Annotated in this window: 32 protein-coding genes and 3 tRNA genes; 15 read left to right on the plus strand and 20 right to left on the minus strand. The window is 59.4% G+C overall.

Going from position 1 to position 23,486, the window contains the following annotated elements:
* Window positions 1–2: 2 nt before the first annotated feature.
* From ABH15_RS12900 to ABH15_RS12925, 6 genes are all read left to right on the plus strand, one after another.
* Window positions 3–692 (plus strand): (5-formylfuran-3-yl)methyl phosphate synthase, encoded by a 690-nt coding sequence (locus ABH15_RS12900; RefSeq protein WP_128694977.1) that lies wholly within the window; start codon window positions 3–5, stop codon window positions 690–692.
* A gap of 3 nt (window positions 693–695) precedes the next feature.
* Window positions 696–2,162, plus strand: coding sequence for an IMP dehydrogenase (gene guaB / locus ABH15_RS12905; protein WP_128694980.1), 1,467 nt, complete (start codon window positions 696–698; stop codon window positions 2,160–2,162).
* A 133-nt stretch (window positions 2,163–2,295) separates the two neighbouring features.
* Window positions 2,296–2,823, plus strand: a complete 528-nt coding sequence (locus ABH15_RS12910) for a MarR family transcriptional regulator (protein ID WP_241648122.1) — start codon at window positions 2,296–2,298, stop codon at window positions 2,821–2,823.
* Window positions 2,813–3,226: a hypothetical protein gene (locus tag ABH15_RS12915; protein ID WP_164913763.1), complete on the plus strand. Its 414-nt coding sequence runs from the start codon at window positions 2,813–2,815 to the stop codon at window positions 3,224–3,226. The genes ABH15_RS12910 and ABH15_RS12915 overlap by 11 nt, the downstream gene beginning before the upstream one ends.
* 222 nt (window positions 3,227–3,448) lie before the next feature.
* Window positions 3,449–4,378 carry a radical SAM protein gene (locus ABH15_RS12920; protein ID WP_164913764.1) on the plus strand — a complete coding sequence of 310 codons (930 nt, stop codon included), beginning with the start codon at window positions 3,449–3,451 and terminating at the stop codon, window positions 4,376–4,378.
* Between the two features lie 200 nt (window positions 4,379–4,578).
* Window positions 4,579–5,298 (plus strand): PP2C family protein-serine/threonine phosphatase, encoded by a 720-nt coding sequence (locus ABH15_RS12925; RefSeq protein ID WP_128694989.1) that lies wholly within the window; start codon window positions 4,579–4,581, stop codon window positions 5,296–5,298.
* Between the two features lie 9 nt (window positions 5,299–5,307).
* On the opposite strand, the gene ABH15_RS12930 is transcribed toward ABH15_RS12925, so the two are convergent.
* The 5 genes from ABH15_RS12930 to ABH15_RS12945 form a co-directional block, all read right to left on the minus strand.
* Complete coding sequence (locus ABH15_RS12930) at window positions 5,308–5,931, minus strand: HEAT repeat domain-containing protein (RefSeq protein ID WP_128694991.1); 624 nt, start codon at window positions 5,929–5,931, stop codon at window positions 5,308–5,310.
* 199 nt (window positions 5,932–6,130) lie between these two features.
* Window positions 6,131–6,265, minus strand: a complete 135-nt coding sequence (locus ABH15_RS14095) for a hypothetical protein (protein ID WP_277749836.1) — start codon at window positions 6,263–6,265, stop codon at window positions 6,131–6,133.
* 288 nt (window positions 6,266–6,553) lie between these two features.
* A tRNA-Asp gene (locus ABH15_RS12935) sits at window positions 6,554–6,626 on the minus strand.
* Between the two features lie 100 nt (window positions 6,627–6,726).
* Window positions 6,727–6,799, minus strand: a tRNA-Asp gene (locus ABH15_RS12940).
* 14 nt (window positions 6,800–6,813) lie between these two features.
* A tRNA-Tyr gene (locus ABH15_RS12945) sits at window positions 6,814–6,920 on the minus strand.
* A 151-nt stretch (window positions 6,921–7,071) separates the two neighbouring features.
* Here ABH15_RS12945 and ABH15_RS12950 point away from each other — a divergent pair.
* Window positions 7,072–8,601 (plus strand): 2-isopropylmalate synthase, encoded by a 1,530-nt coding sequence (locus tag ABH15_RS12950; RefSeq protein ID WP_128694994.1) that lies wholly within the window; start codon window positions 7,072–7,074, stop codon window positions 8,599–8,601.
* 69 nt (window positions 8,602–8,670) lie between these two features.
* Here ABH15_RS12950 and ABH15_RS12955 read toward each other — a convergent pair whose 3' ends face one another.
* The 13 genes from ABH15_RS12955 to ABH15_RS13015 all read right to left on the minus strand — a co-directional run bounded on the left by ABH15_RS12955 (window position 8,671) and on the right by ABH15_RS13015 (window position 16,336).
* Window positions 8,671–9,030, minus strand: a complete 360-nt coding sequence (locus ABH15_RS12955) for a prefoldin subunit beta (RefSeq protein WP_128694997.1) — start codon at window positions 9,028–9,030, stop codon at window positions 8,671–8,673.
* A 150-nt stretch (window positions 9,031–9,180) separates the two neighbouring features.
* Window positions 9,181–9,954: a hypothetical protein gene (locus ABH15_RS12960; RefSeq protein ID WP_128695000.1), complete on the minus strand. Its 774-nt coding sequence runs from the start codon at window positions 9,952–9,954 to the stop codon at window positions 9,181–9,183.
* An 84-nt stretch (window positions 9,955–10,038) separates the two neighbouring features.
* Window positions 10,039–10,287 (minus strand): KEOPS complex subunit Pcc1, encoded by a 249-nt coding sequence (locus tag ABH15_RS12965; RefSeq protein ID WP_128695002.1) that lies wholly within the window; start codon window positions 10,285–10,287, stop codon window positions 10,039–10,041.
* Window positions 10,284–10,688: a hypothetical protein gene (locus ABH15_RS12970; RefSeq protein WP_128695004.1), complete on the minus strand. Its 405-nt coding sequence runs from the start codon at window positions 10,686–10,688 to the stop codon at window positions 10,284–10,286. Before ABH15_RS12970 ends, ABH15_RS12965 begins: the two co-directional genes overlap by 4 nt.
* Window positions 10,685–10,816, minus strand: coding sequence for a DNA-directed RNA polymerase subunit P (locus ABH15_RS12975; RefSeq protein WP_128695006.1), 132 nt, complete (start codon window positions 10,814–10,816; stop codon window positions 10,685–10,687). The genes ABH15_RS12970 and ABH15_RS12975 overlap by 4 nt, the downstream gene beginning before the upstream one ends.
* A 5-nt stretch (window positions 10,817–10,821) precedes the next feature.
* Window positions 10,822–11,112: a 50S ribosomal protein L37ae gene (locus tag ABH15_RS12980; protein WP_128695007.1), complete on the minus strand. Its 291-nt coding sequence runs from the start codon at window positions 11,110–11,112 to the stop codon at window positions 10,822–10,824.
* Between the two features lie 62 nt (window positions 11,113–11,174).
* The gene (locus ABH15_RS12985; RefSeq protein ID WP_128695009.1) at window positions 11,175–11,873 is read right to left on the minus strand and encodes a ribosome assembly factor SBDS; all 699 of its coding nucleotides are present in this window, start codon (window positions 11,871–11,873) and stop codon (window positions 11,175–11,177) included.
* 11 nt (window positions 11,874–11,884) lie between these two features.
* Entirely contained in the window at window positions 11,885–12,607 is a 723-nt protein-coding gene (psmA, locus tag ABH15_RS12990) for an archaeal proteasome endopeptidase complex subunit alpha (RefSeq protein ID WP_128695011.1), read from the minus strand.
* The gene (locus tag ABH15_RS12995) at window positions 12,607–13,089 is read right to left on the minus strand and encodes an Rpp14/Pop5 family protein (RefSeq protein WP_128695013.1); all 483 of its coding nucleotides are present in this window, start codon (window positions 13,087–13,089) and stop codon (window positions 12,607–12,609) included. Before ABH15_RS12995 ends, psmA begins: the two co-directional genes overlap by 1 nt.
* Window positions 13,086–13,667: an RNase P subunit p30 family protein gene (locus ABH15_RS13000; RefSeq protein ID WP_241648124.1), complete on the minus strand. Its 582-nt coding sequence runs from the start codon at window positions 13,665–13,667 to the stop codon at window positions 13,086–13,088. The genes ABH15_RS12995 and ABH15_RS13000 overlap by 4 nt, the downstream gene beginning before the upstream one ends.
* 85 nt (window positions 13,668–13,752) lie before the next feature.
* On the minus strand, window positions 13,753–14,343 hold the full coding sequence (locus tag ABH15_RS13005; protein ID WP_128695017.1) for a 50S ribosomal protein L15e: 591 nt from the start codon (window positions 14,341–14,343) through the stop codon (window positions 13,753–13,755).
* A 129-nt stretch (window positions 14,344–14,472) separates the two neighbouring features.
* Window positions 14,473–14,940 carry a cyclic pyranopterin monophosphate synthase MoaC gene (moaC, locus tag ABH15_RS13010; RefSeq protein ID WP_128695018.1) on the minus strand — a complete coding sequence of 156 codons (468 nt, stop codon included), beginning with the start codon at window positions 14,938–14,940 and terminating at the stop codon, window positions 14,473–14,475.
* Window positions 14,933–16,336: an NAD(P)H-hydrate dehydratase gene (locus ABH15_RS13015; protein ID WP_241648125.1), complete on the minus strand. Its 1,404-nt coding sequence runs from the start codon at window positions 16,334–16,336 to the stop codon at window positions 14,933–14,935. Before ABH15_RS13015 ends, moaC begins: the two co-directional genes overlap by 8 nt.
* A 141-nt stretch (window positions 16,337–16,477) precedes the next feature.
* Between ABH15_RS13015 and ABH15_RS13020 the strand changes: the two genes are divergently transcribed.
* Genes ABH15_RS13020 through ABH15_RS13035 form a run of 4 tightly spaced genes read left to right on the plus strand, consistent with a single transcriptional unit; the run spans window position 16,478 to window position 19,359 of the window.
* Entirely contained in the window at window positions 16,478–17,875 is a 1,398-nt protein-coding gene (locus ABH15_RS13020) for a single-stranded-DNA-specific exonuclease RecJ (protein WP_128695020.1), read from the plus strand.
* Window positions 17,820–18,314 carry a PUA domain-containing protein gene (locus ABH15_RS13025; protein WP_128695022.1) on the plus strand — a complete coding sequence of 165 codons (495 nt, stop codon included), beginning with the start codon at window positions 17,820–17,822 and terminating at the stop codon, window positions 18,312–18,314. Before ABH15_RS13020 ends, ABH15_RS13025 begins: the two co-directional genes overlap by 56 nt.
* Window positions 18,299–18,637, plus strand: a complete 339-nt coding sequence (locus ABH15_RS13030; protein ID WP_128695024.1) for a nascent polypeptide-associated complex protein — start codon at window positions 18,299–18,301, stop codon at window positions 18,635–18,637. Before ABH15_RS13025 ends, ABH15_RS13030 begins: the two co-directional genes overlap by 16 nt.
* Window positions 18,634–19,359 carry a tRNA (adenine-N1)-methyltransferase gene (locus tag ABH15_RS13035; protein ID WP_128695026.1) on the plus strand — a complete coding sequence of 242 codons (726 nt, stop codon included), beginning with the start codon at window positions 18,634–18,636 and terminating at the stop codon, window positions 19,357–19,359. The genes ABH15_RS13030 and ABH15_RS13035 overlap by 4 nt, the downstream gene beginning before the upstream one ends.
* Window positions 19,360–19,361: 2 nt before the next feature.
* Here ABH15_RS13035 and ABH15_RS13040 read toward each other — a convergent pair whose 3' ends face one another.
* On the minus strand, window positions 19,362–19,565 hold the full coding sequence (locus ABH15_RS13040) for a hypothetical protein (RefSeq protein ID WP_128695027.1): 204 nt from the start codon (window positions 19,563–19,565) through the stop codon (window positions 19,362–19,364).
* 186 nt (window positions 19,566–19,751) lie between these two features.
* Between ABH15_RS13040 and pyrB the strand changes: the two genes are divergently transcribed.
* Together pyrB and pyrI are read left to right on the plus strand one after the other, a co-directional pair.
* Window positions 19,752–20,651 (plus strand): aspartate carbamoyltransferase, encoded by a 900-nt coding sequence (gene pyrB, locus ABH15_RS13045; RefSeq protein WP_128695029.1) that lies wholly within the window; start codon window positions 19,752–19,754, stop codon window positions 20,649–20,651.
* Complete coding sequence (pyrI, locus tag ABH15_RS13050; RefSeq protein WP_128695031.1) at window positions 20,648–21,118, plus strand: aspartate carbamoyltransferase regulatory subunit; 471 nt, start codon at window positions 20,648–20,650, stop codon at window positions 21,116–21,118. The genes pyrB and pyrI overlap by 4 nt, the downstream gene beginning before the upstream one ends.
* Here pyrI and ABH15_RS13055 read toward each other — a convergent pair.
* Window positions 21,111–21,569, minus strand: a complete 459-nt coding sequence (locus tag ABH15_RS13055; protein WP_128695033.1) for a phosphopantetheine adenylyltransferase — start codon at window positions 21,567–21,569, stop codon at window positions 21,111–21,113. The two genes, pyrI and ABH15_RS13055, sit on opposite strands and share 8 nt — an antisense overlap.
* A 157-nt stretch (window positions 21,570–21,726) precedes the next feature.
* Between ABH15_RS13055 and ABH15_RS13060 the strand changes: the two genes are divergently transcribed.
* Complete coding sequence (locus ABH15_RS13060; protein WP_128695035.1) at window positions 21,727–22,218, plus strand: gamma carbonic anhydrase family protein; 492 nt, start codon at window positions 21,727–21,729, stop codon at window positions 22,216–22,218.
* The gene (locus ABH15_RS13065) at window positions 22,211–23,485 is read left to right on the plus strand and encodes a CoB--CoM heterodisulfide reductase iron-sulfur subunit A family protein (RefSeq protein ID WP_128695037.1); all 1,275 of its coding nucleotides are present in this window, start codon (window positions 22,211–22,213) and stop codon (window positions 23,483–23,485) included. The genes ABH15_RS13060 and ABH15_RS13065 overlap by 8 nt, the downstream gene beginning before the upstream one ends.
* The last annotated feature ends 1 nt before the right edge of the window (window position 23,486 follow it).

Consider the following 23,486-nt stretch of genomic DNA (forward strand, 5'->3'; position numbering starts at 1 on the left):
ATATGCAATTACTCGTCAGTCCTAGCAGTATTGAGGAGGCACAGAGTTCCCTTTCCGCTGATATAATTGACGTTAAGAAACCGTCAGAAGGATCGCTGGGTGCAAACTTCCCCTGGGTCATCAGGGAGATCAAGCGGATAGCAGAGAACAAGCCGGTCAGTGCTGCGATCGGGGACAATGAGTACAAACCAGGGACCGCGGCTCTTTCGGCCTACGGAGCCGCGTGTGCGGGTGCTGATTTTATCAAAGTTGGCCTGATGTTCGACGGACTCGATCGTGCCCGCGAGGTCATCGATGCGGTAACCAAAGCAGTGAAAGGTGATTTTCCCGAAAAGTATGTCGTTATTGCTGCGTACTCGGACTACGAGCGCATGGGAACCATTTCGCCGTTCGCAATCAGTTCGCTTGTAGCGGATGCCGGCGCGGATATCGCCATGGTCGACACCGGGATAAAGGATGGAAAGAGCACTTTTTCGTTTATGGACGAAGAGGCCCTCTCCCGATTTACCCTGCAGAACCGTGACCTCGGACTGAAGACGGCTCTCGCCGGTTCGCTGAAGTTTGAAGATATCGATGCCTTAAACCGCATAGACCCGGATATCATCGGTGTCCGGGGAATGGTCTGCGGTGGAGACCGCTCCGATTCCATCAGGGCGGATCTCGTCGATAAGGCGATGAGAATGATCGGGTGAACTATGTACCTTAAAAAATTGAATCTCGAAACAACATTTACTTTCGACGATGTGCTCCTCGAGCCTGCAGCGTCGTATATCGAGCCAGACGAGGCAGACGTCCGCTCCAGGTTCTCGCGGAACATTCCTCTCAACATCCCGCTCGTAAGTGCCGCAATGGATACGGTGACCGAAGCGCGAATGGCGATCACCATGGCACGCGAAGGCGGCATCGGGGTCATCCACCGGAACATGCCTCCGGAGCGGGAGGTCGAAGAAGTCAGGATCGTCAAGCAGGCGGAAGACCTGATCGAGCGCGAGGTGCTCACGGTAGGGCCGAACGCAACAGTCGCCGATGTCGAGCTGCTGATGCGGCAGTACGGGATCGGCGGTGTCCCGGTGCTCGAGGAAGGACGGATCATCGGTATCGTGAGCCGTCGTGACATCAGGGCTATTCTGCCGCGCAGCGCTGCTGCGAAGGTTACCGATTTCATGACGAAGAGCCCGATAACGGCGACCGAAACGATTACGATGGAGTCGGCACTCGAGATCATGTACGCGAACAAGGTCGAACGGCTTCCGATCGTCAATGACGACGGGAACCTGCTCGGGATCATCACCATGCGGGACGTCCTCGAGAAACGCCAGTTCCCCCGCGCGAACCGTGATGCGAACGGCAGGCTCCGGGTCGCGGCAGCGGTCGGGCCCCACGACTTCAATCGCGCCATGCTGCTCGCAGAGAGCGGTGTCGACGCCCTCGTCGTCGACTGTGCGCACGGTCACAACATGAAGGTCGTCGAGGCAGTCAAGAATATCAAGGGAAGTGTCGCAACCGATGTGGTCGCCGGCAACATTGCGACGAGGACAGCCGCAGAAGCCCTTGCGGATACGGTCGACGGCCTGAAGGTCGGTATCGGACCCGGCTCGATCTGCACCACCCGGATCGTTGCCGGGGTCGGTGTTCCCCAGGTCACGGCGATAGCAAACGTCGCCGAGATCGCGCACCCGGCGGATGTGCCGGTGATAGCCGACGGAGGGATCAGGTTCAGCGGCGATATCGCAAAGGCGATCGCGGCCGGCGCCGACAGCATCATGGCAGGAAGTCTCTTTGCCGGCACGGATGAAGCTCCCGGGAGAGTTACCACGATCAAGGGGCGGCGGTATAAGCAGTACCGCGGCATGGGATCGCTCGGCGTGATGAGCGGTGGCGAATCGAGCGACAGGTACTTCCAGAAGAAGGAGATTGGCCGGACGAAGTTCGTTCCCGAGGGTGTCGAGGGTGTTACACCGTATGTCGGCCGGGTTTCCGACGTCATCTACCAGCTGGTCGGGGGGCTGAAGTCCGCAATGGGTTACACCGGATCGGCGACGGTGGCGGATCTGAAGCGGAACGGCAGGTTCATCCGGATCACCGCAGCAGGCTACGGAGAGAGCCACCCGCACAACATCATGATCACCGATGAGGCGCCGAACTACCGCCTCTTTGAATGATCTCTTTTTATATTTTTATCACTTACATTAAGTAAAGATGCTTGATGGCAGCGAGGTTTCCCGTCTCCTGGACATCCTCGGGAACCGGAATAGAAGACGAATAATAGAATTATTGCGTCAGAAACCGTGTTTTGTGACTGAAATATCTGAAAGGCTCGTACTCAGTCCGAAAGCGGTAATCGAGCACCTGCAGATGATGGAGCGGGAGCAACTGCTCATCTCCTGCCAGGACGAACGCAGGCGAAAGTATTACTATCTCTCGCATAACATCAATGTCATCATAGACCTGCAGAAGCAGGACGGGGTGACGCTCTCCCTATCAGACGGGGACAAAACGGCAAAGTTCGTCGGATCCCTCCTCCTCTTCAGGCGGCTGATACGGGCACGCGATGATCTCCTCAGCAGTCTCGAAGACCTGGAGCGGGACATCGGGGCGAAGGTCAACGAGATCATGCGAACCGGGAGTGACATCCTCACGAGTGAAAAAGAACTCGATATAATCCTCGCGCTCTCCCACTACAACCTTACCCTGGAGGACCTTGAGGAACTGAGCGGCCTGTCCATGGATGAGCTATCAAGAATACTACGAAGCCTCATCGAGAAGGGGCTTGTTGAGCGAACCGATACAGAGTACATGATACGTGGTGCCCATGGCAAGTAATCCATACGACGAAATGTTCCGCAATATTGCACGACTGATGGAGCGACTCTTAAACGATCTCCCGACGGGAGATCCACGGGTGATCGGGTTTACCATCATCGCAGGGCCCGGCGGTATGCCGGAACCCTTCGATATCGACGACGCGGACGGAGAAGAGACAGATGTAGAGGTGATCGAAGGAGAGGACTGCATCTACATCACCGCCGAGGTGGATACTCACGCCTCAGGCAAACCGTACGTGACGTTCCAGAGCGACTCGGTGACGCTCTGCACGGGAAGCGATGAAGAAACGGTGATCGAACTCGACTGCGAGATCGACGCTTCCCATAGCTTCTATAATGTGCAGAACGGCGTCATCGACGCAGTCTGCCAGAAGAGCAGACACATCTCCGCAACCTCGTGAAGACCCGCACAGGCAGACGAGATACCCTCCCGCACAGGGAGGGGTACCCGACCTTTTTTCCTACCATCCCAATGACACGGCACGTTATCGGCCGCGAGCGCGGTGCCTGCCTCGACAGGTGCCTTCTCTATCAGCGATACCATCTCCGACGGTTGGGAAAGGGCAGCTGCAGAGTGAAGCAAACCTTCATCTTCTCCCGTTCCCCATGCGAAAATCGGGGCCATGGAGAGGAACGTTCTACCCGGATATCTCACCCTGCACGAGAGCGGCGAACTTGCGGAGCGGGCAGAGGCAGCCTGCGAGCTCCTCGGCGACTGCACCGTATGCCCCCAGCACTGCCACGTCGATCGGATAGGCGGCGAACACGGCTTCTGCCGCACCGGTTCCCGGGCGATGGCCGCAAGTTACGGCCCCCATTTCGGTGAAGAGCCGCCGCTTGTCGGGAGGAGCGGCTCCGGAACCATATTCTTCGCGGGTTGCAACATGCGATGCGAGTTCTGCCAGAATTTTGAGATTAGCCAGTGCCGTGCGGGATACGAGATCTCATCCGAGGAACTTGCCGGGGCGATGATGCGCCTGCAAGAGCGGGGCTGCCACAACATCAACTTCGTCTCCCCGTCACACGTCGTCCCGCAGATCATCACTGCAGTCGATAGGGCGGCCTCGCTCGGTCTCGCGGTACCACTCGTCTACAACAGCGGCGGCTACGATGAGGTGGACACCCTGCGCCTTCTGGACAGCGTCATCGACATCTACATGCCGGACGCGAAGTACGGCCGGGACGATGTGGCGCTGGATCTCTCGCACGCCCCGGGCTACACCGGATATATGCAGGCGGCCTTGAAGGAGATGCACCGCCAGGTCGGCGACCTCGTCGTCGACGAAGACACTATCGCTATAAGGGGAATGATCATCCGGCACCTGGTGCTCCCGGAGAATCTGGCAAACAGCGAGATAGTGATGAGGTTCATCGCGGAGGAGATATCGCGGGACTCCTACGTCAACATCATGGCACAGTACCGCCCGGCGGGGCGAGTAACAGAAGAGGAAAGGAGCCCGATGCTCACGGCACTGCAACGCCCGATCACCGGCGAGGAGTACCGGTATGCAGTCCGCTGCGCAAGAGAGAACAGGCTGCATCGGGGATTCTGAAAGGAGCGGCATCTGAAGCAGACCGCATGTGGACATAGCCATTCATCAGCCTTTCCTGGCATCTCCCGCCCTTCCCTTCACAACCATGGGAGCATCCCGGGCGGGCGTCGGGAGGCGCCGGACAGAAATCACCTGAACGATACCGACCGCAAAACCGATACTCCCATCAGGGATTGTGATAGATAGCCATGATACAGGTGATGCCGCTGTCCAAAGGAACCGTCACGTCTGTCAGCGACCAGGGGAAAAGAGCGAGAAACGAGGATGCACTCTTTACCGGCGAGGTAGGCCGATACCTGATCTGTGCCGTTGCAGACGGGCTCGGCGGCCACGCGGCAGGCGACGTAGCGAGCACGACGGCGATCCGGATTCTCACCGAGACCCTGAAGGAGTCCCTCCCGCACCCCGACCCCGCCGCCCTGCTGACGATAGGATTTCGGCGGGCGAATGCCGGGATTTGCCGGTACAACCAGGAGAATGGGCTGAATGCAGGGACAACGCTGACCGCCGCGCTCATCGACGAGGAGAGACTGTGCCGGATCGCCACGGTCGGCGACAGCAGAGCATATATCGCCACCGGGGATGCTATCTGGCACACGAAGGATCACAGTTACGTTCAGGAACTCGTAGATGCAGGAGTGATCAACGCGAGGGAGGCAATCGGCCACCCCAAGAAGAACATCCTGACACAGGCCCTCGGCCTCGCCGAGACCGTTTCGGTCGATACATACGAAAAAGACCTCCGAAACGCCACGCTCCTGCTCAGTACGGACGGGCTGCACGACTATATCCCGGAAGAGCGGATACGGAAGATACTGCTCTCCGGCGACCCGCGCGAGGCATGCAGGCAGCTTGTTGCAGCAGCAATAGCGGGGACAAGCAGTGATAACATCACTGCCATCATCGCCCGGTTCTGTTAGAGAGGCACGCTATACGGACCCGGAACCTATCTCCAGGAGGGCGGCCGCGATCGCATCCCGCACCCCCTCACAGGGCTCCATGTCGAGAGCACCGGAGAGTGCCCGCGCTGCCTGCTCACCGCCGATCGCGCCGAGCGATACGGCGACACTCCGCCGGACATACTCGTTCTCGTCGCTCTGCAGGGCGATCAGAAAGGGGACGGCACGCAGATCACGTAGTTTCCCAAGGCCTTTCGCTGCCATATACCTGACATGATCCTTCTCGTCGCCAAGAGCGGCTACGAGCGGGTCGAATCCCGCAGGATCGGCGATCAGCCCGAGCGCTTCCAGAGCACGATAGCGCACTCTCCAGTCCTCGTCACGGAGTGCCGGAGAGAGCGCTTCCATGGACGGAGCGCCGATCGCGACCAGCGACCGCACTGCCTGAGCCCGCACCCCCTTCTCCGGGTCGCGGAGCCCCGCAACCAGAGAGGCCACCGCTTCGCGGCAGGGGAGGCCTCCAAGGAATATCGAGGCCATCCTCCGGATCCTTTCGTCCTCGTCTGTGGTCATCGCCTCCTGCAAAGCCTGTATACCCTCCTTCTCAACCGTAAAGTCCCTGTCCGAGCGATATGGTTCCGTGCCTCTCTCCATGTGGTATCACATCCTTTGTACTTCTGTGCTGTTTCTTCATACTGTACCGGCGATAGGTAATGAACCTCCCGCATTCGTACTCAGGAGCAGGCTTCGGGCAGGGAGCGGGAAGAGATGAACGATCCTCATCAGAAGATACAGGACTCAGTGGCGCAGTTCAAAAGTAGTTAAATCCTCCGGAAATGCCCGGAGGAGGAACTCAGATCAGTTCAGACAACGATACGGCCATAAATACGGCCAGACTCCCAAAAGCAATGATTGCAAGGGCGATGATGATATACCCCATGCTGTTCAGGAGGGCATCCCCGGTGTGCAGGTGTACGAGACCGCGCATAGGAGTCCATACTCCACATACACGTATTTATACCTTTGCCCGGCGGCGGAGGTTTCGCACAACCTCCCGGAATAAATGGCGTCAGCACGGCAGCCAGGAGCGATGCAGGCCCCGTCTCAGAAACCAGGACAATTCCTGGAGATCATCGCCGCAGTGTACGGACGCCGGAACAGAAAAGGAGCCTGACGGCACGTGCTGTTCGGCAGGCGCGTACCCCGACGAACACAGGAGCAGACCTGCTCTTTAGGAGGGTGGAACGATACAGAAAATGCAGTGAAAAACAGAAAACGCCCAGGACGGAATTCGAATCCGTGTCGACGGCGTGACAGGCCGTCATGATAGGCCACTACACTACCTGGGCTCCAATGATTGAGATCCCGCTTCCGGATGCAGACCAGAGACCTCGCGGGAGCAGGCCTGGTTCTTAGGAACGATACATGAAGTGCAGTGAAAATGGAAAACGCCCAGGACGGAATTCGAATCCGTGTCGACGGCGTGACAGGCCGTCATGATAGGCCACTACACTACCTGGGCTCCAATAATTGAGATCCCGCCTCCCGGATTCGAACCGGGGACATCGCGGTAGCCGCGCAGTTCGCCGGAGCGGCGATTCTATACTACAGCCGCGCACTCTACCAGTCTGAGTTAAGGCGGGACACTGCGCTACTAATGTATGAAGGCGTTGTTATTAAACATATCGATTATGCTTCCCCCATCTGCGCCGGAACTGCCATCGCCATTTATATATGAGAGGATTCAATGGTTATGAATGAAACGCATGAACGCCGACGCAGACGCGTACGCTGATGCGTACTGTCTTCTTCGTCGCTAGCCAGGCGCACAAGAACATTACTGTTTTCGACACCACCCTCAGGGATGGTGAACAGACACCGGGCATCTCGTTCACACGGGAGCAGAAACTCGGTATTGCACAGCAGATCTCGGACATTGGAGTCCACATCATCGAAGCGGGATTCCCGGCCTCTTCCGGAGCCGAAAAGGAGATCGTCAAAGCCATCCGCGAGCTGCCGCTCTCCGCGAACGTCTGCGGACTTGCACGGTCTATCACGGCCGATGTGGACACCTGCCTCGACTGCGATGTCGACATGGTTCACGTCTTCATCCCGACATCCGACATCCAGCGCGAACATACCATCCGGAAGAGCCGCGAAGAGGTGCTCGAGATCACACGCTCGATAGTCGGCTACGTCCGCGACCACCTCGGTCAGTGCATGTTCTCGGCGATGGATGCCACGAGGACGGACTGGGACTATCTTATAGAGGTCTACCATGCAGCCGTCGAAGGCGGCGCAACCGTCATCAACGTCCCCGATACGGTCGGCGTCATTACACCGACCGCGATGAGGGAACTTGTGACCCGCATCGCCGGAGAGATCCACTGCCCCATCGACGTCCACTGTCACAACGACTTCGGCCTCGCAGTGGCGAACACCATCGCTGCGGTAGAGGGCGGCGCCTCACAGGTGCAGGTGACGGTCAACGGCATCGGTGAACGGGCAGGGAATGCGGATCTCGCGCAGACGGTGATGACGCTTGAGTCCATCTACGGTATCGGTACCGGTATCGCCACCACGAGCCTCGTCGAGACCTCCCGCCTGGTCTCACGCTATGCCGGCATCCAGATACCGCCCACCCAGCCGATCGTCGGGGAGAATGCCTTCGCCCACGAGAGCGGCATCCACTCACACGGCGTCATCACCCGCTCGGATACCTTCGAACCCGGGATCATGACACCCGAGATGGTCGGCCACCGGAGGAGGCTGAAACTAGGAAAACATGCAGGCCGCCACGCCGTGCGGCAGATGCTCGCCGAGGTGCACCTCGAACCGGAAGATGCTCAGCTCGACGAGATCGTGCACCGAGTGAAGATTATAGCGAGTAAAGGGAAACGAGTCACCGACGCAGACCTCTACGAGATCGCCGAGAGCGTCATGAAGATCCGGGCCGATGCGAAGGTCATCGAGCTGCAGGATATCGCCATCATGACCGGGAATCACCTCATCCCGACTGCAAGCATACGAGCGACCGTGAGCGGCGTGGAGCATAGTTTCTCGAGCATAGGTAACGGCCCCGTCGACGCCGCGGTCAGGGCGATCCTCGGCATCATTCCCGCACCCATCCACCTCAAGGAGTTCCATATCGACGCGATATCAGGCGGGACGGACGCCCTCGGCCACGTCACTATCGCCGTAGAGGATGCACGAGGCAGAGTCTTTGAGGCCAGCGGCTCGAGTGACGACATCGTCCTCGCATCGGTCGAGGCGATGGTCAACGCTATCAACCTCGTCTGCCGGGTATCGGATACCAGAGAATGAAAGACACCAGGCGAGCGGCCGGCACCCGGCCACCTCGCCCTTCAGGGCGATTCAAAAAAAGTGAGCGATTTAACTGGCGCTTTGAGGCTTTCCTTCAAGCGCACCCTTGATCTGGGTCGAGAGCTGCTCAAACCGGCTCTGAAGCATCTTCTCCTGTTTCTCAAGGGATTTGATGCGGAGGTCGAGCGTTTCGATCTTCTCGTTTAACGAGGATATGACCTTATCCCTGCTCTGCTGCATCATGACGTTGCCGACGCTCATGTAGACGTTCGCATCCTCCGGCACGTCACCGAGGTCCTCGACCGCTCTTCTAGCCTCACGTACAGTCATCTCATACTGTGCCTTCTGCGATACGATCGTCTGCAACTGCTGCTGCATCTGCTGCAGCATGGCAAGCTGGTTCTGGACTTTTGGCGGAATATTATCCATGTTCACCGATCTCCTCTATTATACAATAGTATTTCTTCGTGCGTGCGATAGGAACGGAGAGGGATCTACGCTGAATGCGCACCCCACCCTTTGCCTACATGATAAGAATCTCCATACATTAAAAGATGAGGATTGATCACCGCTCTCCGGCTATAGAATCTCATAGCGCCCGACGCCGGTCGTCATCGACCCCTCCGCCGGCTGCCACCCACGGCTCTCTCCCGTGAGCGTGAGCACGGCACGGTCGCGGAACTCATTGCCCGACCAGCCGAAGACGAACCACGAATTCGATCCGGTCAGACTGACGGAAACGGTCACCTCGGTATCAGGAGCCGCCCCGTACTCAGCGAAAAACGACGTCTCGTAGTCGTAACAGGCAGGCGGTTCCTGCAGCTCATGTGGAAAATCGCAGCGACCCTCTGTCAGATTAACCTTCGGCAGAAGAACCGTGCTGTTCCCGACAGGGCAGCGGGTATCGATGAGCTCGTCCGCCTCCGCCTCAACGATGAGCCTGACAGGCACAGGGACGGGCAAAACCCCGGCAGCAGGCGTCGGGCCCTCCTCCGGATCTGCGGGAACGGGAGCAGGCCGATACCCCGGTTCAATCCGTCCGGCAGTAATCTTCAGAAAAGTCGCTTTCCCGGTGCCGTACACCCCGGTCTGCCAGCCATTCGGAAGGCCGTAGACATCCCCCCTCCCGAGATCTGTGACGACCGGCGAACGCCCGCCGTTGTCGGGCAGCGGAAGAAACAGCGTCACGTTCGAGAGCGAGGCGTCGGTCTCAACGGTGACCTCGTATGTATATGTGCTTGAAAGCGTTCGCTCGTACATGACCCCTGCGTAGCCAAAGAGTCCGATGAACCCTCCGGCCAGTACGAGGGCGATACCGAGTATCAGGATGAGATTCTGAAGTGCCCGATCCATGCCATCACCAGAGAAGAACGCTCGCCGGGAACGTATCAGTCAATGTTGGACGGAGAAGCGAAAAAATGAACGATCCGATACAGTTCAGGACTTTTCGCCCTGCACGAGATCCAAGACCTCGTCCGCAACATTGATGAGCCGGAGCCAGCTGTTCAGGGCGGCTCGCAGCGCGGCCGTATCCGCGGCGGTGATCAGAAGCACGAGAGTCGTATCGTCTTCGAGCCATACCCGGGCAGTCGAACGGCCGGCGACATCCCCCTGCTCCTGGCATATCGAACGGTAGAGTGAATCCGCGCCGGTGCCGGTAAACCTGAAGGTTGCCGAAGAGCTCATGGCTCCGTCAGAGTGAGGATATAGTGTTTCCGCTGCGTCCCATCAAACTCTATCGTATGCTCCGGGAGGTCTTCGGCGTGGGAGACCGCGATGTGATCCTTCAGGTCATCGAAGACCGGGCGGTCGGCCACGTACAGACCTCGCCGGATCGTCCCCTCGCGGTATTCGACGGAGAACCCACTCAAGGAGACAGTGGCAACAGGCGTATCGTCACCGTATACCTGTAAAAGAAAGATGCGGCCTTGCTTGGAGATGACGAGCGCCGTCCGATCCTCTGCGAGGAGCTCGCTCATCCCCATCTTGCCGCGGGTAAAATACCTTCCCCCGAGGGCAAAAGCCATATCCCGCGCTAACGACCGCACTTCGGGGAGCGGTTTGCGTGAAGTGGTGACGACCGTCATCTGGCCTTTAAATCTTTAATTCCGGCTCCATGCTCTTTAAAGAGGATACGATGCCCACAGTAGGGACAACGGATATTTATATCGATATCCACTTTCTGCTTGCACCGTGCGCATTTGTAGGCTGCCAAACCGATTATGCCTCCTTCTGCATCGCACGTTCAATGCTCCGGGTGGCGACACGCATCGTCGGGGTCTCCGGCACATAGGTGCCACCTGCGAACTTAAACCCGCACTTGCGGCATTCCCAGATACCGGTTCCCTGCCGGCGCACAGCGACCTGATCGCAGCGCGGACAGCCGTGAAGGGCACGCGAGACCTTCTCGATCTCGTTGACTCTCTTCCGGATGAATCTCCCATACCGCGGTCCGAAACGACCCGAACTTCCGACAACCCTTCCTTTTGCTCTCTGTTTGCGTTTTGCCATTCCGCACACCTCTGATATGTCCTTTTATATTTGTGTTTTCGATTAATATAGTTAATCACGATTCAACGATCCAGAAGTTTGACCTCGGCATCCCCCTTCGATAAGCGGTTTGCCAGGTCGAAGAACTCCTCCTGGATCCCGGCAGGGATTCTGACGACGCAGATCCACGACCCGTCCTTCTGCCATTCGTTCTGCTCGATAGTAGCAGCCGACTGAATCTCCCCGAACGCACGTGCCGCATAGTCCGGCGGAAACCTCACCGCGATGCGGATCTCCTCGAACCGTATCGGGAGGATAGGCCTGAGTGCCTTAACCGTCTCCTTGACAAGCTCGTCGAGGTGCTTGAACGGGTCGATGTTGACCTTTACCTGTTCCATCGCAAGTTCGATCCGCTGCGGGGGGTGGGGGAGATTAGTCTGGGGATTTATTGCATTCCGCGCGATGAACGTGACGACCTGACGGCGCTTCTCGACGATCATCTGACGCCGCTGTTCGGCGGTGAGGTGGATATCACCTTTCTGGATAATCCGGCGGGCGATCGGCTCGAAATCCGTCGTGGCGAATACCTTCAAAAGCGCCTCGGCGGAGGCCTTCTCCGCATGAGCGGCGTTTGAGAAGACGTAGTCCGCGGCGACCACGTCCTCAAGGTCGACCGGCTCGCCGTGTCTGACCGGCACCGCCATATCGGGGTCGACGAGCACCTCGAACCGCTCTCCGTGGCTCTCAAGCCGTGCCACAACTGCCTTGTCGAGGGGGATCATACAGGACCGACTCACTGCTCGTACTTGTCGACGAACGCTTTTACCTCATCGCGCTCGAGCTTCCGGAAGGATTTCTCCTCCAGGGAGACGATGCCGATCTCGACGGTGTTAACATCGAACTTCCCCTCGGTCGCGGCATGGAGAGCCTTGAGGCCGAGCTGAACGGCATCCTCGGTGGTCAGATCTTCCCGGTACTCGTCTTCAAAGACCTTCATGACCGCAGGGCGGCCGGTTCCGATCCCCGTCGCTTTATACTCAAGCAGCGTACCGCTCGGGTCGGTCTCGAAGAGACGCGCTTCGTCTTCACTGATACCGGCGATGAGAAGAGCGGTACCGTAGGGACGGGCGCCCCCGAACTGCGTGTAGACCTGCATGTGATCGCAGAGCTTCTTTGCGAGAACCTCAACATCGATCGGCTCGTCGAAGGAGACCCGGTTGATCTGAGCCTCGACACGCGCCCTGTCCACGAGAGAACGTGCATCTCCGACGAGGCCGGAGGATGCCACACCGATATGTGCATCGATCTTGAAGATCTTCTCGATGGAAACCGGCTCGAGGAGGCGGGAACTTACCCTCTTGTCGACGATCAGCACGACACCGTTACTGCACTTGATACCGACAGCGGTGGTGCCGCGTTTAACTGCCTCCCGTGCATACTCGACCTGGTAAAGCCGTCCGTCCGGGCTGAATACGGTGATTGCCCGGTCATACCCCATTTGATATTGTGGCTGCATTATCTCTCCTCCAAATCCGTTTCGGTGAAAAACAATAACTTCTGGTCTTTAATACTTTTTTCAACCAAATCAACCTTTTGACGGGGATAGCGGTACACGGTAAAATATTTTTCCCCGATTGTGCACTCCCCCGTCTCCGATACCGGACGGACGAGCCTGATCTGCCGCTTCAGTGCATGGACGGTGCCGGAGACGGCAACCGCCCTCATAACGGCGGGGCGATCCCCGACAGAAATGACCGTGGCGAGGGCGGTGATGATCTCGTGCTCCGAACCCCGGCGGCACCGGACGATCACGAACTGATCGTCACAGTAGATGATCGCCGGCTGCGCAAGCCCCGTCACTACGTCACCGAGGAGTGCGGTTGCCGCGTCGATCATGGACAGGTAGATCTGTTTCTGATCCCGGCAGACTCCAACGGGAGCGATCCGGACGAGAATGTATCGCCGCTTCTGTCGCATCACCGGCGGCCGCGGCCTCATTCAATCACCTTCACCGGGCGTTCCGGTTCGAGGAGCCGCGAGACGGATCCAAGAGCGGCGCGCACCTCCTCATCGGTCATGCCGAAGAGCGAGCAGAGCAGGTGCATCTCCCGGACAGAGCGCTGATCGAGGATCGACCGTGCGTTACTCGAGAGAGTCAGCGGAAAGCCATAGCGGCGGTGCAGCATCAGGAGGTCGGCATACCGGTGGAGCACCTTCTGCCTTCCGACGCCCCGGTAGTGGACGATCGGGTACAGATTGATGTCGACCGCCACACCCTTCTCCGCCGCGGACCGTGCCGTCACATGGTCGAAGGAGTTCTTAGGCGTTTTGTAGATGTTCCGGAGCACCGAAACCTCCCTGACAGTGACGACCGCCCGGTTAAAGGCGAGGTCGCCCGCGTTGACGAAGACAAGATCGGCCGCCTCCCCTGCCCGTTTTGTCTGCCTGAGCACCTCTTTGACGGACGATGCACTGATGATGCTGCCGCGCAGAACCGAAAGGGCATCCGAGTCGGCATAGTTCCCGTCGATGGAGACGAGACTGTCAAACCCGAGTTCTGCCGCTTCAATCGCCATGCGCCGGATCGAAGAATCACCGGCAGGATAGGGGCATACACTTGCGTCAGTGGCGTTCATCGGATCTGTTCGAAAAAAAGGGTAATTATTTACCGCGGTTTGCATTGGAGCGGATGCTCGGGCGCGTCTTCTCCGTGCCCCTGCCCCGTGTGCTCATGCCGCGTCCTTTCATACCTGCGGAGGTCTTTCCACGCTCCGCACGGCCGCGGTGAACGGGATCTGTAATCCAGGAGAGCCTTCTGTCGCTCCGGATCGAGGGGTGGCTGCCGTCGACGAGGATAACCTCGTACCACTTCTGCCGTCCGTCCTGACCAACCCAGTAGGAGTTTAAGACCTCCATATTCGGGAACTTACGGGATGCACGCTCTTCGGCAATCCGCTGCAGGCTCTTGCCCGGCGTGATCCGGCGCATACCCATGCGGGCGGTTCTGCGTCCGCGGACGTACCGGGACTTCCTCCGACCTCCACGGCGGACTTTGACTCGTGCAACGACGATTCCCTGTTTTGCCTTGTATCCGAGCGTTCGTGCACGGTCGATACGGGTGGGACGCTCAACGCGTACGATGCTTCCTTCGCGCCGCCAGACCTGCATCCGCTCCCAGAGGAGGCCGCCGACCTCGGACTCATCGGGGCGTTTCCATGCCTCACGTACGTAGGCATACATTGATTTTGCCATTGTTTCTTCACCTCAGGTTCAGCGTTTCCGCCACATTCCTTTCCCGGGACGAATCCCGTGGTTCCTAACAGGTCGACAGGAGACGATATAAATGCTCGTATCTATTCGAACAGGGAGAGGAGGGGCGCCCTACTGCCCCTTTCTCTTCTCAACCACGCGGATCTCTTCGATCCTCGTGACCGGATACTGCCCGTCTTCATCCTTCTCGGCGGACTTGACCATGTCCCAGATCGTCAGGAGGGCGACGGAGACCCCGGTGAGCGCTTCCATCTCGACACCGGTCTTCCCGTATGATTTTACTCCGGCAATCGCCTCGATGTACCCGTCCCCCTCCTCAAAATCAACAGTGATACTCCCGAGGAAGATCGGGTGGCACATAGGAATGATCCGTGACGTATCTTTCACCGCAAGGGTGGCGGCCACCTGTGCCGTCGCGAGCACGTTTCCTTTCAGAGCCTTCCCTTCACGGATAGCCGTAAGCGTCTCCGGCCGGAGGTAGATCTTGCCCTTCGCGATGGCCTCCCTCGTTACATCCGCCTTTCCGGTGATATCGACCATATGAGCGCGGTCACCCCTGATATGCGTAAACTCAACCATAGTTCTTCCTTACGAATAATTCGCCGGGGATATATTCAACAAGATCGGTCGCGAGCATACCATTGCCCCGGTGCCCGGCAGCCGCCGTTCCGGCGCGCCCGTTGACGTATGCCGCAAGAGAAGCAGCCTCGAATGCCGGAAGCGTGCAGAAGAGCGCACCCGCCAGACCTGCAAGGACGTCACCCGTCCCGCCGACGGTCATTGCCGGCGTCCCGGTGCGATTGAACCGCACCCGGGTGCCGTCGGATATGATGTCGACAGCACCTTTGAGGAGAATGGTGCCATTTGCTGCGGCTGAACGCACCGTGCGGGCACGGGAAGCGAGATCTCCGGGGATATCGCCCCCCGTCATCCGTGCAAACTCCCCGGCATGCGGCGTGTAGATAGTCTCGTCCGCCACCGGCAGAGGGTGCCGGAGGGCGTCCGCATCAAAGACCGCCCGTGCGGCATTTTCGGCGATCACCTGGACGACGGCGTGACTCTCCGTGCCAAGACCCATCCCGCAGACGACCACATCGGCACGATCGACGAGCCTCATGATGGTCTCGAGGTGATCTTCCGTGATATGCGTCCCTTCGAGCCGCTCGTAGATGAGATCGGGCATCGGGATGAAGGCGGGAGAGGCGACCCGCACGATATCGGCTCCACCCCGGAGAGCGGCGAGAGCGGCGAGGTACGGCGCCCCCTGGTACGGCCCGCCGCCCACAACCAGCACCTCGCCTCCGGCACCCTTGTGAGCCGACGATGCACGTTCCGGGAGAAGCGTCAGGTCACCGGGTCCGACATAGCACTCCGCCTCGAGCGGAATGCCGATATCCACAATCTCCGCCCCTTCCTGCTTCGGCCGGTGGAAGGAGCAGATCCGCGTCGCCCGGATACCGGGCGTGGGGAGATCCGCGGCAACGATCGGTACACCGCTCCCGTTTGCGAGTTCGACGCAGGCACCGAGCGGTTCACGAAGCGTGCCACCGGCCCCTGTGCCGAGGAGTGCATCGACGATGATATCCGCTCTCTCGAAGAGGCGACGGAGTGCCAGGACGTCCGGCGTGCACCGGATCGGGTGCAGGGTAACGGCGCTATGCCGGAGCAGCAGGAGTTCTGCAGCAGTCTCGGGCGCCATCTCCCCGGATTCCAGGTAGATAACGTGCACCTCGGCGACCGACCGGAGATACCGGGCGGCGACCATCCCGTCGCCCCCGTTCTTCCCTTTTCCACAGAGGATCAGGACATTATCCGGCCGGTATGCAAGCACTGCCCCGGCAAGCGCCCGTCCCGCGCTCTCCATCATCCGGGAGGAGGAGAGACCGAACGCCATGGCATTCTCCTCTATCGCCCGCATCCGGGACGCACCGACCACACCGCCCTCGCAAAACTCACGCAGATCTTCAGATTTCACGTTTCGACCACACCCCGGCAGCTATAGAGGGTGCTATGAGCGGCATGCCATAGAAACCTTGTGAATCCGAAATACACCGTCTTGCCAACCCACGGGGTGATACCAGAATTTATTGGCAGACAGGACCCATACTCTAAGGAGATGGGACTCGGCGACGATATCAGGAGAGGCGCAGCGACCATACGCGATGCGGATGAGGTGACGATAATCTCCCATATCGACGCCGACGGTATCAGTACCGAATCGATTCTTGCACAGGCGATCTCACGGGAGGGTATCCCCGTCAGATCCGTCTTCGTCCGCCAGCTCGAGCCGATGGCGATGCGGCACGTTCCGAAGGATGCGTCGCTCAAGTTATTCACCGATCTCGGAGCAGGTCAGCAGAACCTCCTCGAAGCGCACGGCCTTACTGCCGAAGAGGTGCTGATCGTCGACCACCACGTCAGCCAGCCCTGCGAGACGGAGTATACGCAGGTCAACTGCCTCGACCACGGGTACCAGAAGATGAGCGCCGCCGGGCTTGCATACATGCTCGCCAGGGAACTCGACAACGGCAACATCGACCTTGCCAAACTCGCCGTGGTGGGAAATGTCGGGGATATGATGGCCAGGGAGGGGTGCGGCCTCGTCGGACCCGCACGCGAGATCGCGCTCGACGGGGCGGCCTATGGCAACGTCGTTATCCGGAGACATGATCTCAACTGTTACGGCACCTCGACCCGTCCCGTCCACGTCTGTCTCGGCTACAGCGACGACCCCTACATCGCCGGGATCAGCGGCAGCACCAACGCCGCCCTTCGCTTTCTCCAGAAGCTGAACGTAACGCTAAAGGCGGACGAAGGGCGCTGGCTCGTCTGGGAGGAACTCTCCTTCGAGGACAAGAAGACGATCATCAGTGCGCTGACCCAGCAGCTCGTTGCCCACGGGAAAGAGACCGGTCGGCTCATCGGAGAGATCTACCTCTTCCCCGACGAACCGGAGCGGACGCCGCTGCGGAACGCCTCCGAGTATGCCACCCTCTTAAATGCCTGCGGCCGCTGGACGCAGCCACGGATCGGCAGCAGCGTCTGCCGGGGAGACCGCGGCACCGCCTACCAGGACGCAGAGAGGATGCTCACCAATCACCGTGCCATCATACGGGAACTTCTCCAGTACATCCTCGATACGGGCGTTACGGAACTCACGCACCTTCAGTATGTCCATACCGGCGATCGGTTCCCCGACACGATCGTCGGGATAGGAGCGGGCATGGCCCTCTCGAAACTCGACTGGCATAAGCCCATCCTGATCATGAGCGTCATGATCGACGATCCCGAAGTGACCAAAGTATCCGCACGGACGAACGAGTGGGCGCTCTCCCGGGGCGTCGACCTCCAGGATGCGATGGTGCGGGCGTCGGAGGAGGTCGGCGGTGCCGGCGGAGGGCACCGGATAGCGGCAGGTGCGTATATACCAAAAGAGAAGGAACAGGAGTTTATCAATCGTGTCAATCGAGTGCTCGAAGAACAGTTTACTTCGCAGAGTTCGCACCATTGCTGATTTTCAGTTCGGCAACGGTGCAGGTGCAGCCGTCTTTCCCGACGAGTGTGAGTTTCAGCTCTCCACCACAGGGAGGATCCGCCAGATACTCCTCGGCAAAACCCGCCTTGCTACCGTCCGTGCACAGGACGGAAGGCTGACCCTCGGGTATGCCGGAGCATCGCGCCTCATGCCCGCATGCCGGGCACCTGCATACCGCGTGACGATCCGGGAGGATGTAACGCCTTTTGTCGCGGCAGGAAAGAACGCGATGGCAAAGCACATCGTCGGGGCAGATCCCGGCATCCGGGCGGGAGATGAAGTACTCGTCGTCGGAGACGGCGATACGCTCGTTGCCACCGGTGTCGCCCTCCTCGGCGGGGCGGAGATGCTGGCATTTAATTATGGTGTAGCGGTAAAAGTACGACAGGGAAGGGATTTCGAATGTTTCCAAACATAAATCCAAAGAAAATGAAGCAGATGATGAAGCAGATGGGCATGGAGATGGAGCAGATAGAGGACGTCGAGAAGGTCGTCATCTATACTCCAAACGGCAACTACGTCTTCGACAACGCCGAAGTGGTGGCGACGAAGATGCAGGGTGTGACCACCTATCAGCTCACCGGCGACGCACGGTTCGAAGAGGCCGCGCCGGAGATTCCTGCCGAAGACGTAGCTCTCGTCGCCTCCCAGACGGGCGTCACCGAGGAGGCTGCACGCGCCGCGCTCACCGAGACCAGGGGCGATATCGCCGAAGCCATTCTGAAACTTGCGCAGCAATGATCGAGGAAGGCGAACGCCTCCTCCTTGTCGGGGAGAAGCGGGAGTATTATGTAAAGGCAGGGGCTGGAGAACTCGGCACGGACCTCGGGACGCTGGATCTCTCGACACTCGTCGGTGCGTCACCCGGCGACGTCATCAGAACGCACAAGGATGTGGCATTTACCATCCTCCGCCCGCGGCCGACGGACTTTTTCACCCATGCCAGGAGGAGCGGTGCGCCGATGCTCCCGAAAGATATCGGCATGGTGATCGCCTATACCGGCATGAACCGCCGGGACGAGGTGCTCGATGCAGGAACAGGGAGCGGCATTGCAGCCATATACTTCGGGAACATCGCCCGCAAGGTGGTCACCTGCGAAGTGCGGCCTGAGTTCGCAGCGCTTGCAAGAAAGAACGTCGAAAGCGCCGGTCTTGAAAACGTCGAGGTGCGCGCCTGCGACGTCTTAGAGGCAGGCGGCCAGTACGATGTCGTCCATCTCGATATGGGTCTTTCGGCGGCGCACGTCGAGCACGCGTACACCCTGCTCAAACCGGGCGGCTACCTCGCGAGTTACACGCCGTTCCTCGAACATACGTTCATCGTCCTCGATGCGGCACAGTCCCTCTTCCGGGACGTGCACGCCTACGAGTGCATGGAGCGGGAACTCGTCCGCTCAGGGCGGGGGACGCGGCCGTCCACCAGGGTCGGCCACAGCGGATACATCACAGTCGCCCGAAAATAGTTTCAGCACCGTCTCCCTTTTTCTTCGCGCAGGGGATGCTCCCATCCGGTATAGCCGCAGTAGATGCAGCAGTCTCCCCCGCAGTGCGAGCATTTCCGTGACGGTTGCAATACCATGACAACGCCCTTTTTATTGCAGTAGAGGCACCCGAGCCCCTCGCAGTGGCAACAGGTCTCGGGTGCGTACTCGCCTTCGATCTCCGGCATTTCACATATCTCCGTTCAGGTAGGTTGTTTCGGTATCTGACAAAGGTTGCGATCGGAGTGTGTGGATGTGCCATCACTCTATTATGGGGGAGGGCGATACGTTATAGAGGACATATTCCGTGAGAGAGAATGGAAGAAAACGCCGATCCTCTCACCTGCTGCCCACGACTCCCCGGAAGATAAGGCATGACGAACCATATCATCTCGATCAGAGATTATACACGGAGGGATATCGACTATCTGCTTGAGAGGGCAGGCGAGTTCGATACCCGCACATACGACCGGCACGCTCTCGAAGAGAAGCTGCTCGCCCTCCTTTTCTTTGAGCCCAGTACGCGTACCAGGATGTCGTTCGAGACGGCCATGGCACGGCTCGGCGGCAAGTCGATCAGCGTCGACAGTGTCGAAGCAAGTTCCATCGTGAAGGGAGAGACACTTGCCGATACCATTCGGGTGGTGAGCGGCTATGCCGACGCCATCGTCCTCCGGCACCCGAAAGAGGGAGCGGCCAGGCTCGCGAGCGAGTTTGCAACCGTTCCGGTCATCAACGCCGGCGATGGTGCAGGCCAGCACCCGTCCCAGACCCTCCTCGACCTCTACACGATACGCCAGTCGATGCCGATCGACGGGATAAACGTCGGGATGCTCGGCGACCTCCGCTACGGCAGGACGGCGCACTCACTCGCCTACGCCCTCTCCCTCTACGGGGCGACCATACATACCATCGCGCCGGGAGGACTCGAACTCCCGGCGAATATCCTCCACGAACTGCGCGAGCGGGGGATGGAGGTCATCCAACACGACGATGTCAGCGATATCGTCGCAGAACTCGACGTTCTCTACGTCACCCGCATCCAGCGGGAGCGCTTCCCCGATTCAGCATCGTACTACAACGTTGCATCGAGTTACCGGATCACGCCGGATCTCCTTGAGGACGTGCAGGAGCATCTGATGGTACTGCATCCGCTGCCGCGGGCGGGCGAGATCGATTCCGGGGTGGACGGCCTTCCATATGCACGTTACTTCGAACAGTCACGAAACGGGGTGCCGGTCAGAATGGCACTCCTCCACGAGGTGATGAAATGAACGACGAAGCGAGTCCCGTGAAAGGCCTGCTCATCAGCCCCATCCGGAGCGGCACCGTGATCGACCATATCACTGCAGGCGAGGCGCTCAATGTGCTGAAGATCCTCGGGATCACGGGGTCGACGACGGAGTCGCTGAGCGTCGCGACCAACGTGGCAAGCCACCGGATGGAGAAGAAAGATATCGTCAAAATCGAGAACCGCGAGCTTCGTAAAGAGGAGGTCGACCGGATCGCTCTGATCGCTCCGCAGGCGAAGATCAACATCATCCGGGAGTATCTGGTCGTCGAGAAGAAAGGCGTCGAGATCCCGAAGATCCTCCGGGGTGTCGTCCGCTGCCCGAACCCCGGTTGTATCACCAACACGAACGAGCCGGTGGAGAGCACTTTTGAGGTGCTCGAAAAAGGCCTGCACTGCCTCTACTGCGACTGGTGGATCAAGACCGATATCGCAGGCCACATCATCTGACGAGCTGACCGCACGAGTCGATCTCGCCCCGGTAGATCCGCGTGCTCGAGATCCTTCTACCGTCTTCGGCGAGCACGCAGCTGATCTCGTGAATATCCACCTTTTTTCGCCCCCGGTTCCTACGGAGTTCGTTTATCTCGACGGCGACGGGGAACGTCTCCTCCGAGACGACGAGAGCGTCGAAATCCGCCTCGAGTGCAGAGCCGTAGCGGTCGGAGAGCGGCTCGATCATCCATCCGGCCGCAAAATCGTTCTCCCGGATGAACTCCTCGACGTCACGTCTCCGTTCCTCGAACGGCCGGACGGGATGGATCTTGCTTCCTGCAAACTCGTCGGTCGTTATACCGATCGTCACAAGGCCGTCCTGCCCTGCAACCTGGAATGAACGGGTGAGCAGCTTACGGTGCCCGGCGTGCAGGGGATCGAACGTCCCTCCGACCATCACTCTCATGATGCAGAATGGTTGTCCTTGGTGAGCCTTATGGGTAGTGATCCGGAAAGGCTCGTCGGCCACCCCGGGCGGCGGACACCACGGAGAACTGCATCCGGCCTTCCACCCTCCGGAATGGAGAGCATTTTGTATGACCGCATCGAATAGTAGACGTACTATGGAGAGCGGCATTGTTGCAGGTTCACGGGTCTTCATCGCCGAGAATGCAACGGTCATCGGAGACGTCACGCTCGGCGACGATGCGAACGTCTGGTTCGGTGCAGTCGTCCGTGCCGATAAAGACCGTATCGCCATCGGGGCGGAGTCGAATATTCAGGATAACGCCGTCGTCCACACGACGACCGGATACCCGGTCACCATCGGCTCGCAGGTCTCGGTCGGCCACGGCGCCATCCTGCACGGCTGCACGATCCGGGATCGCGTCCTCGTCGGGATGGGGGCGATTGTGCTGAACGGTGCGCTTGTCGGTGAAGGCTCCGTCATCGGCGCCGGGGCGGTCATCACCGAGGGCAAGGAGATCCCCCCCGGATCCCTCGTCCTCGGCGTCCCGGGTAAAGTGGTGAAGGAGACGACCGACGAGCAGCGGCAGGGCATCGTCGCGAATGCGCGATCGTATGTCGACCTTGCAGGGAGGTACCGGCATGGCTGAGATAGCGGTTATCGGGGCGGGCGTCGCAGGCATCCAGGCGGCTCTCGACCTTGCGGATCACAATATCCGTGTCCACCTGATCGAGCGCGAACCGACGATCGGCGGCCACATGGCTCAGCTCGACAAGACCTTTCCGACGAACGACTGCTCAATGTGCATCCTCTCGCCAAAGATGGTGGACGTTGCACGCCACCCGAATATCACCATTCACACCTGTGCCGAAGTCGAATCGGTCGTGGGAGAAGTGGGGCGGTTCACGGTCACGATCCGCAAGCACCCCCGCTACGTCGACGAGGCGGAGTGCAACGGCTGCGGAGATTGCGTCCGGGTCTGCCCCGTGGAGGTCTACAACCGGTTCGATGCAGGGATAGGCGTCCGGAAAGCCATCTATAAGCCCCACCCCCAGGCAGTCCCCGACATCGTCATCAAGGATAACGAGCACTGCATCGAATGCGGACTCTGTTACGATGTCTGCGGGCGAGAAGCGGTGCTCCGCGAGGATACGGAGAAGACGATCGAGATCGGCGTCGCCTCGATAGTAGTAGCGACGGGATATGCAACCTTCGACGCCCGGAAGAAAGAGCAACTGCGCTACCTCTCAGGCCCGGACGTCATCACGAGCCTTGAGTTCGAGCGGATGATCAATGCAAGCGGCCCGACGGGAGGAAAACTCAAGAAACTCTCCGACGGGACGGCGCCCGGAAGCATCGCATTCGTGCAGTGCGTCGGGTCACGCGACATCTCGGTCGACCGCCCGTACTGCTCGGGCGTCTGCTGCATGTATGCCATGAAGAACGCAATGCTCGTCAAAGAGAAGCATCCTGCAATGGATGTCCGGATATTCTACAACGATATCCGCGCATATGGAAAGGGGTACGAGGAGTACTACAACCGTGCGCAGCAGATGGGCATCCTGTTCGTCCGCGGATTCCCGGGGGAGGTGGTCGTGGGCGACGGAAACATGCTCCTCCAGGCCGAGAATACCGAGACCGGCGAGGTTGAGCGGTTCTCCCCCGATCTCGTCGTGCTCTCGGTTGGCATCGAACCCGCTGCCGGTGCGGACGAGATCGCGGAGAAACTCGGCATATCCCGGGCAGAAACCGGATTTTTCGCCGCTGAAGACGAGAAGACCGCTCCCGTCAGAACCATCAGGCCGGGCATCTACATCGCCGGGACGGCTGCGGCACCCCGCGACATTCCCGACTCCGTGGCGATGGGCGGTGCGGCGGCGATGCGGGCATACCTCGACGCGCTCCGGGCGGACTGAG

The sequence above is a fragment of the Methanoculleus taiwanensis genome (genome assembly GCF_004102725.1).
Classification (GTDB): Archaea; Halobacteriota; Methanomicrobia; order Methanomicrobiales; family Methanoculleaceae; genus Methanoculleus_A; species Methanoculleus_A taiwanensis.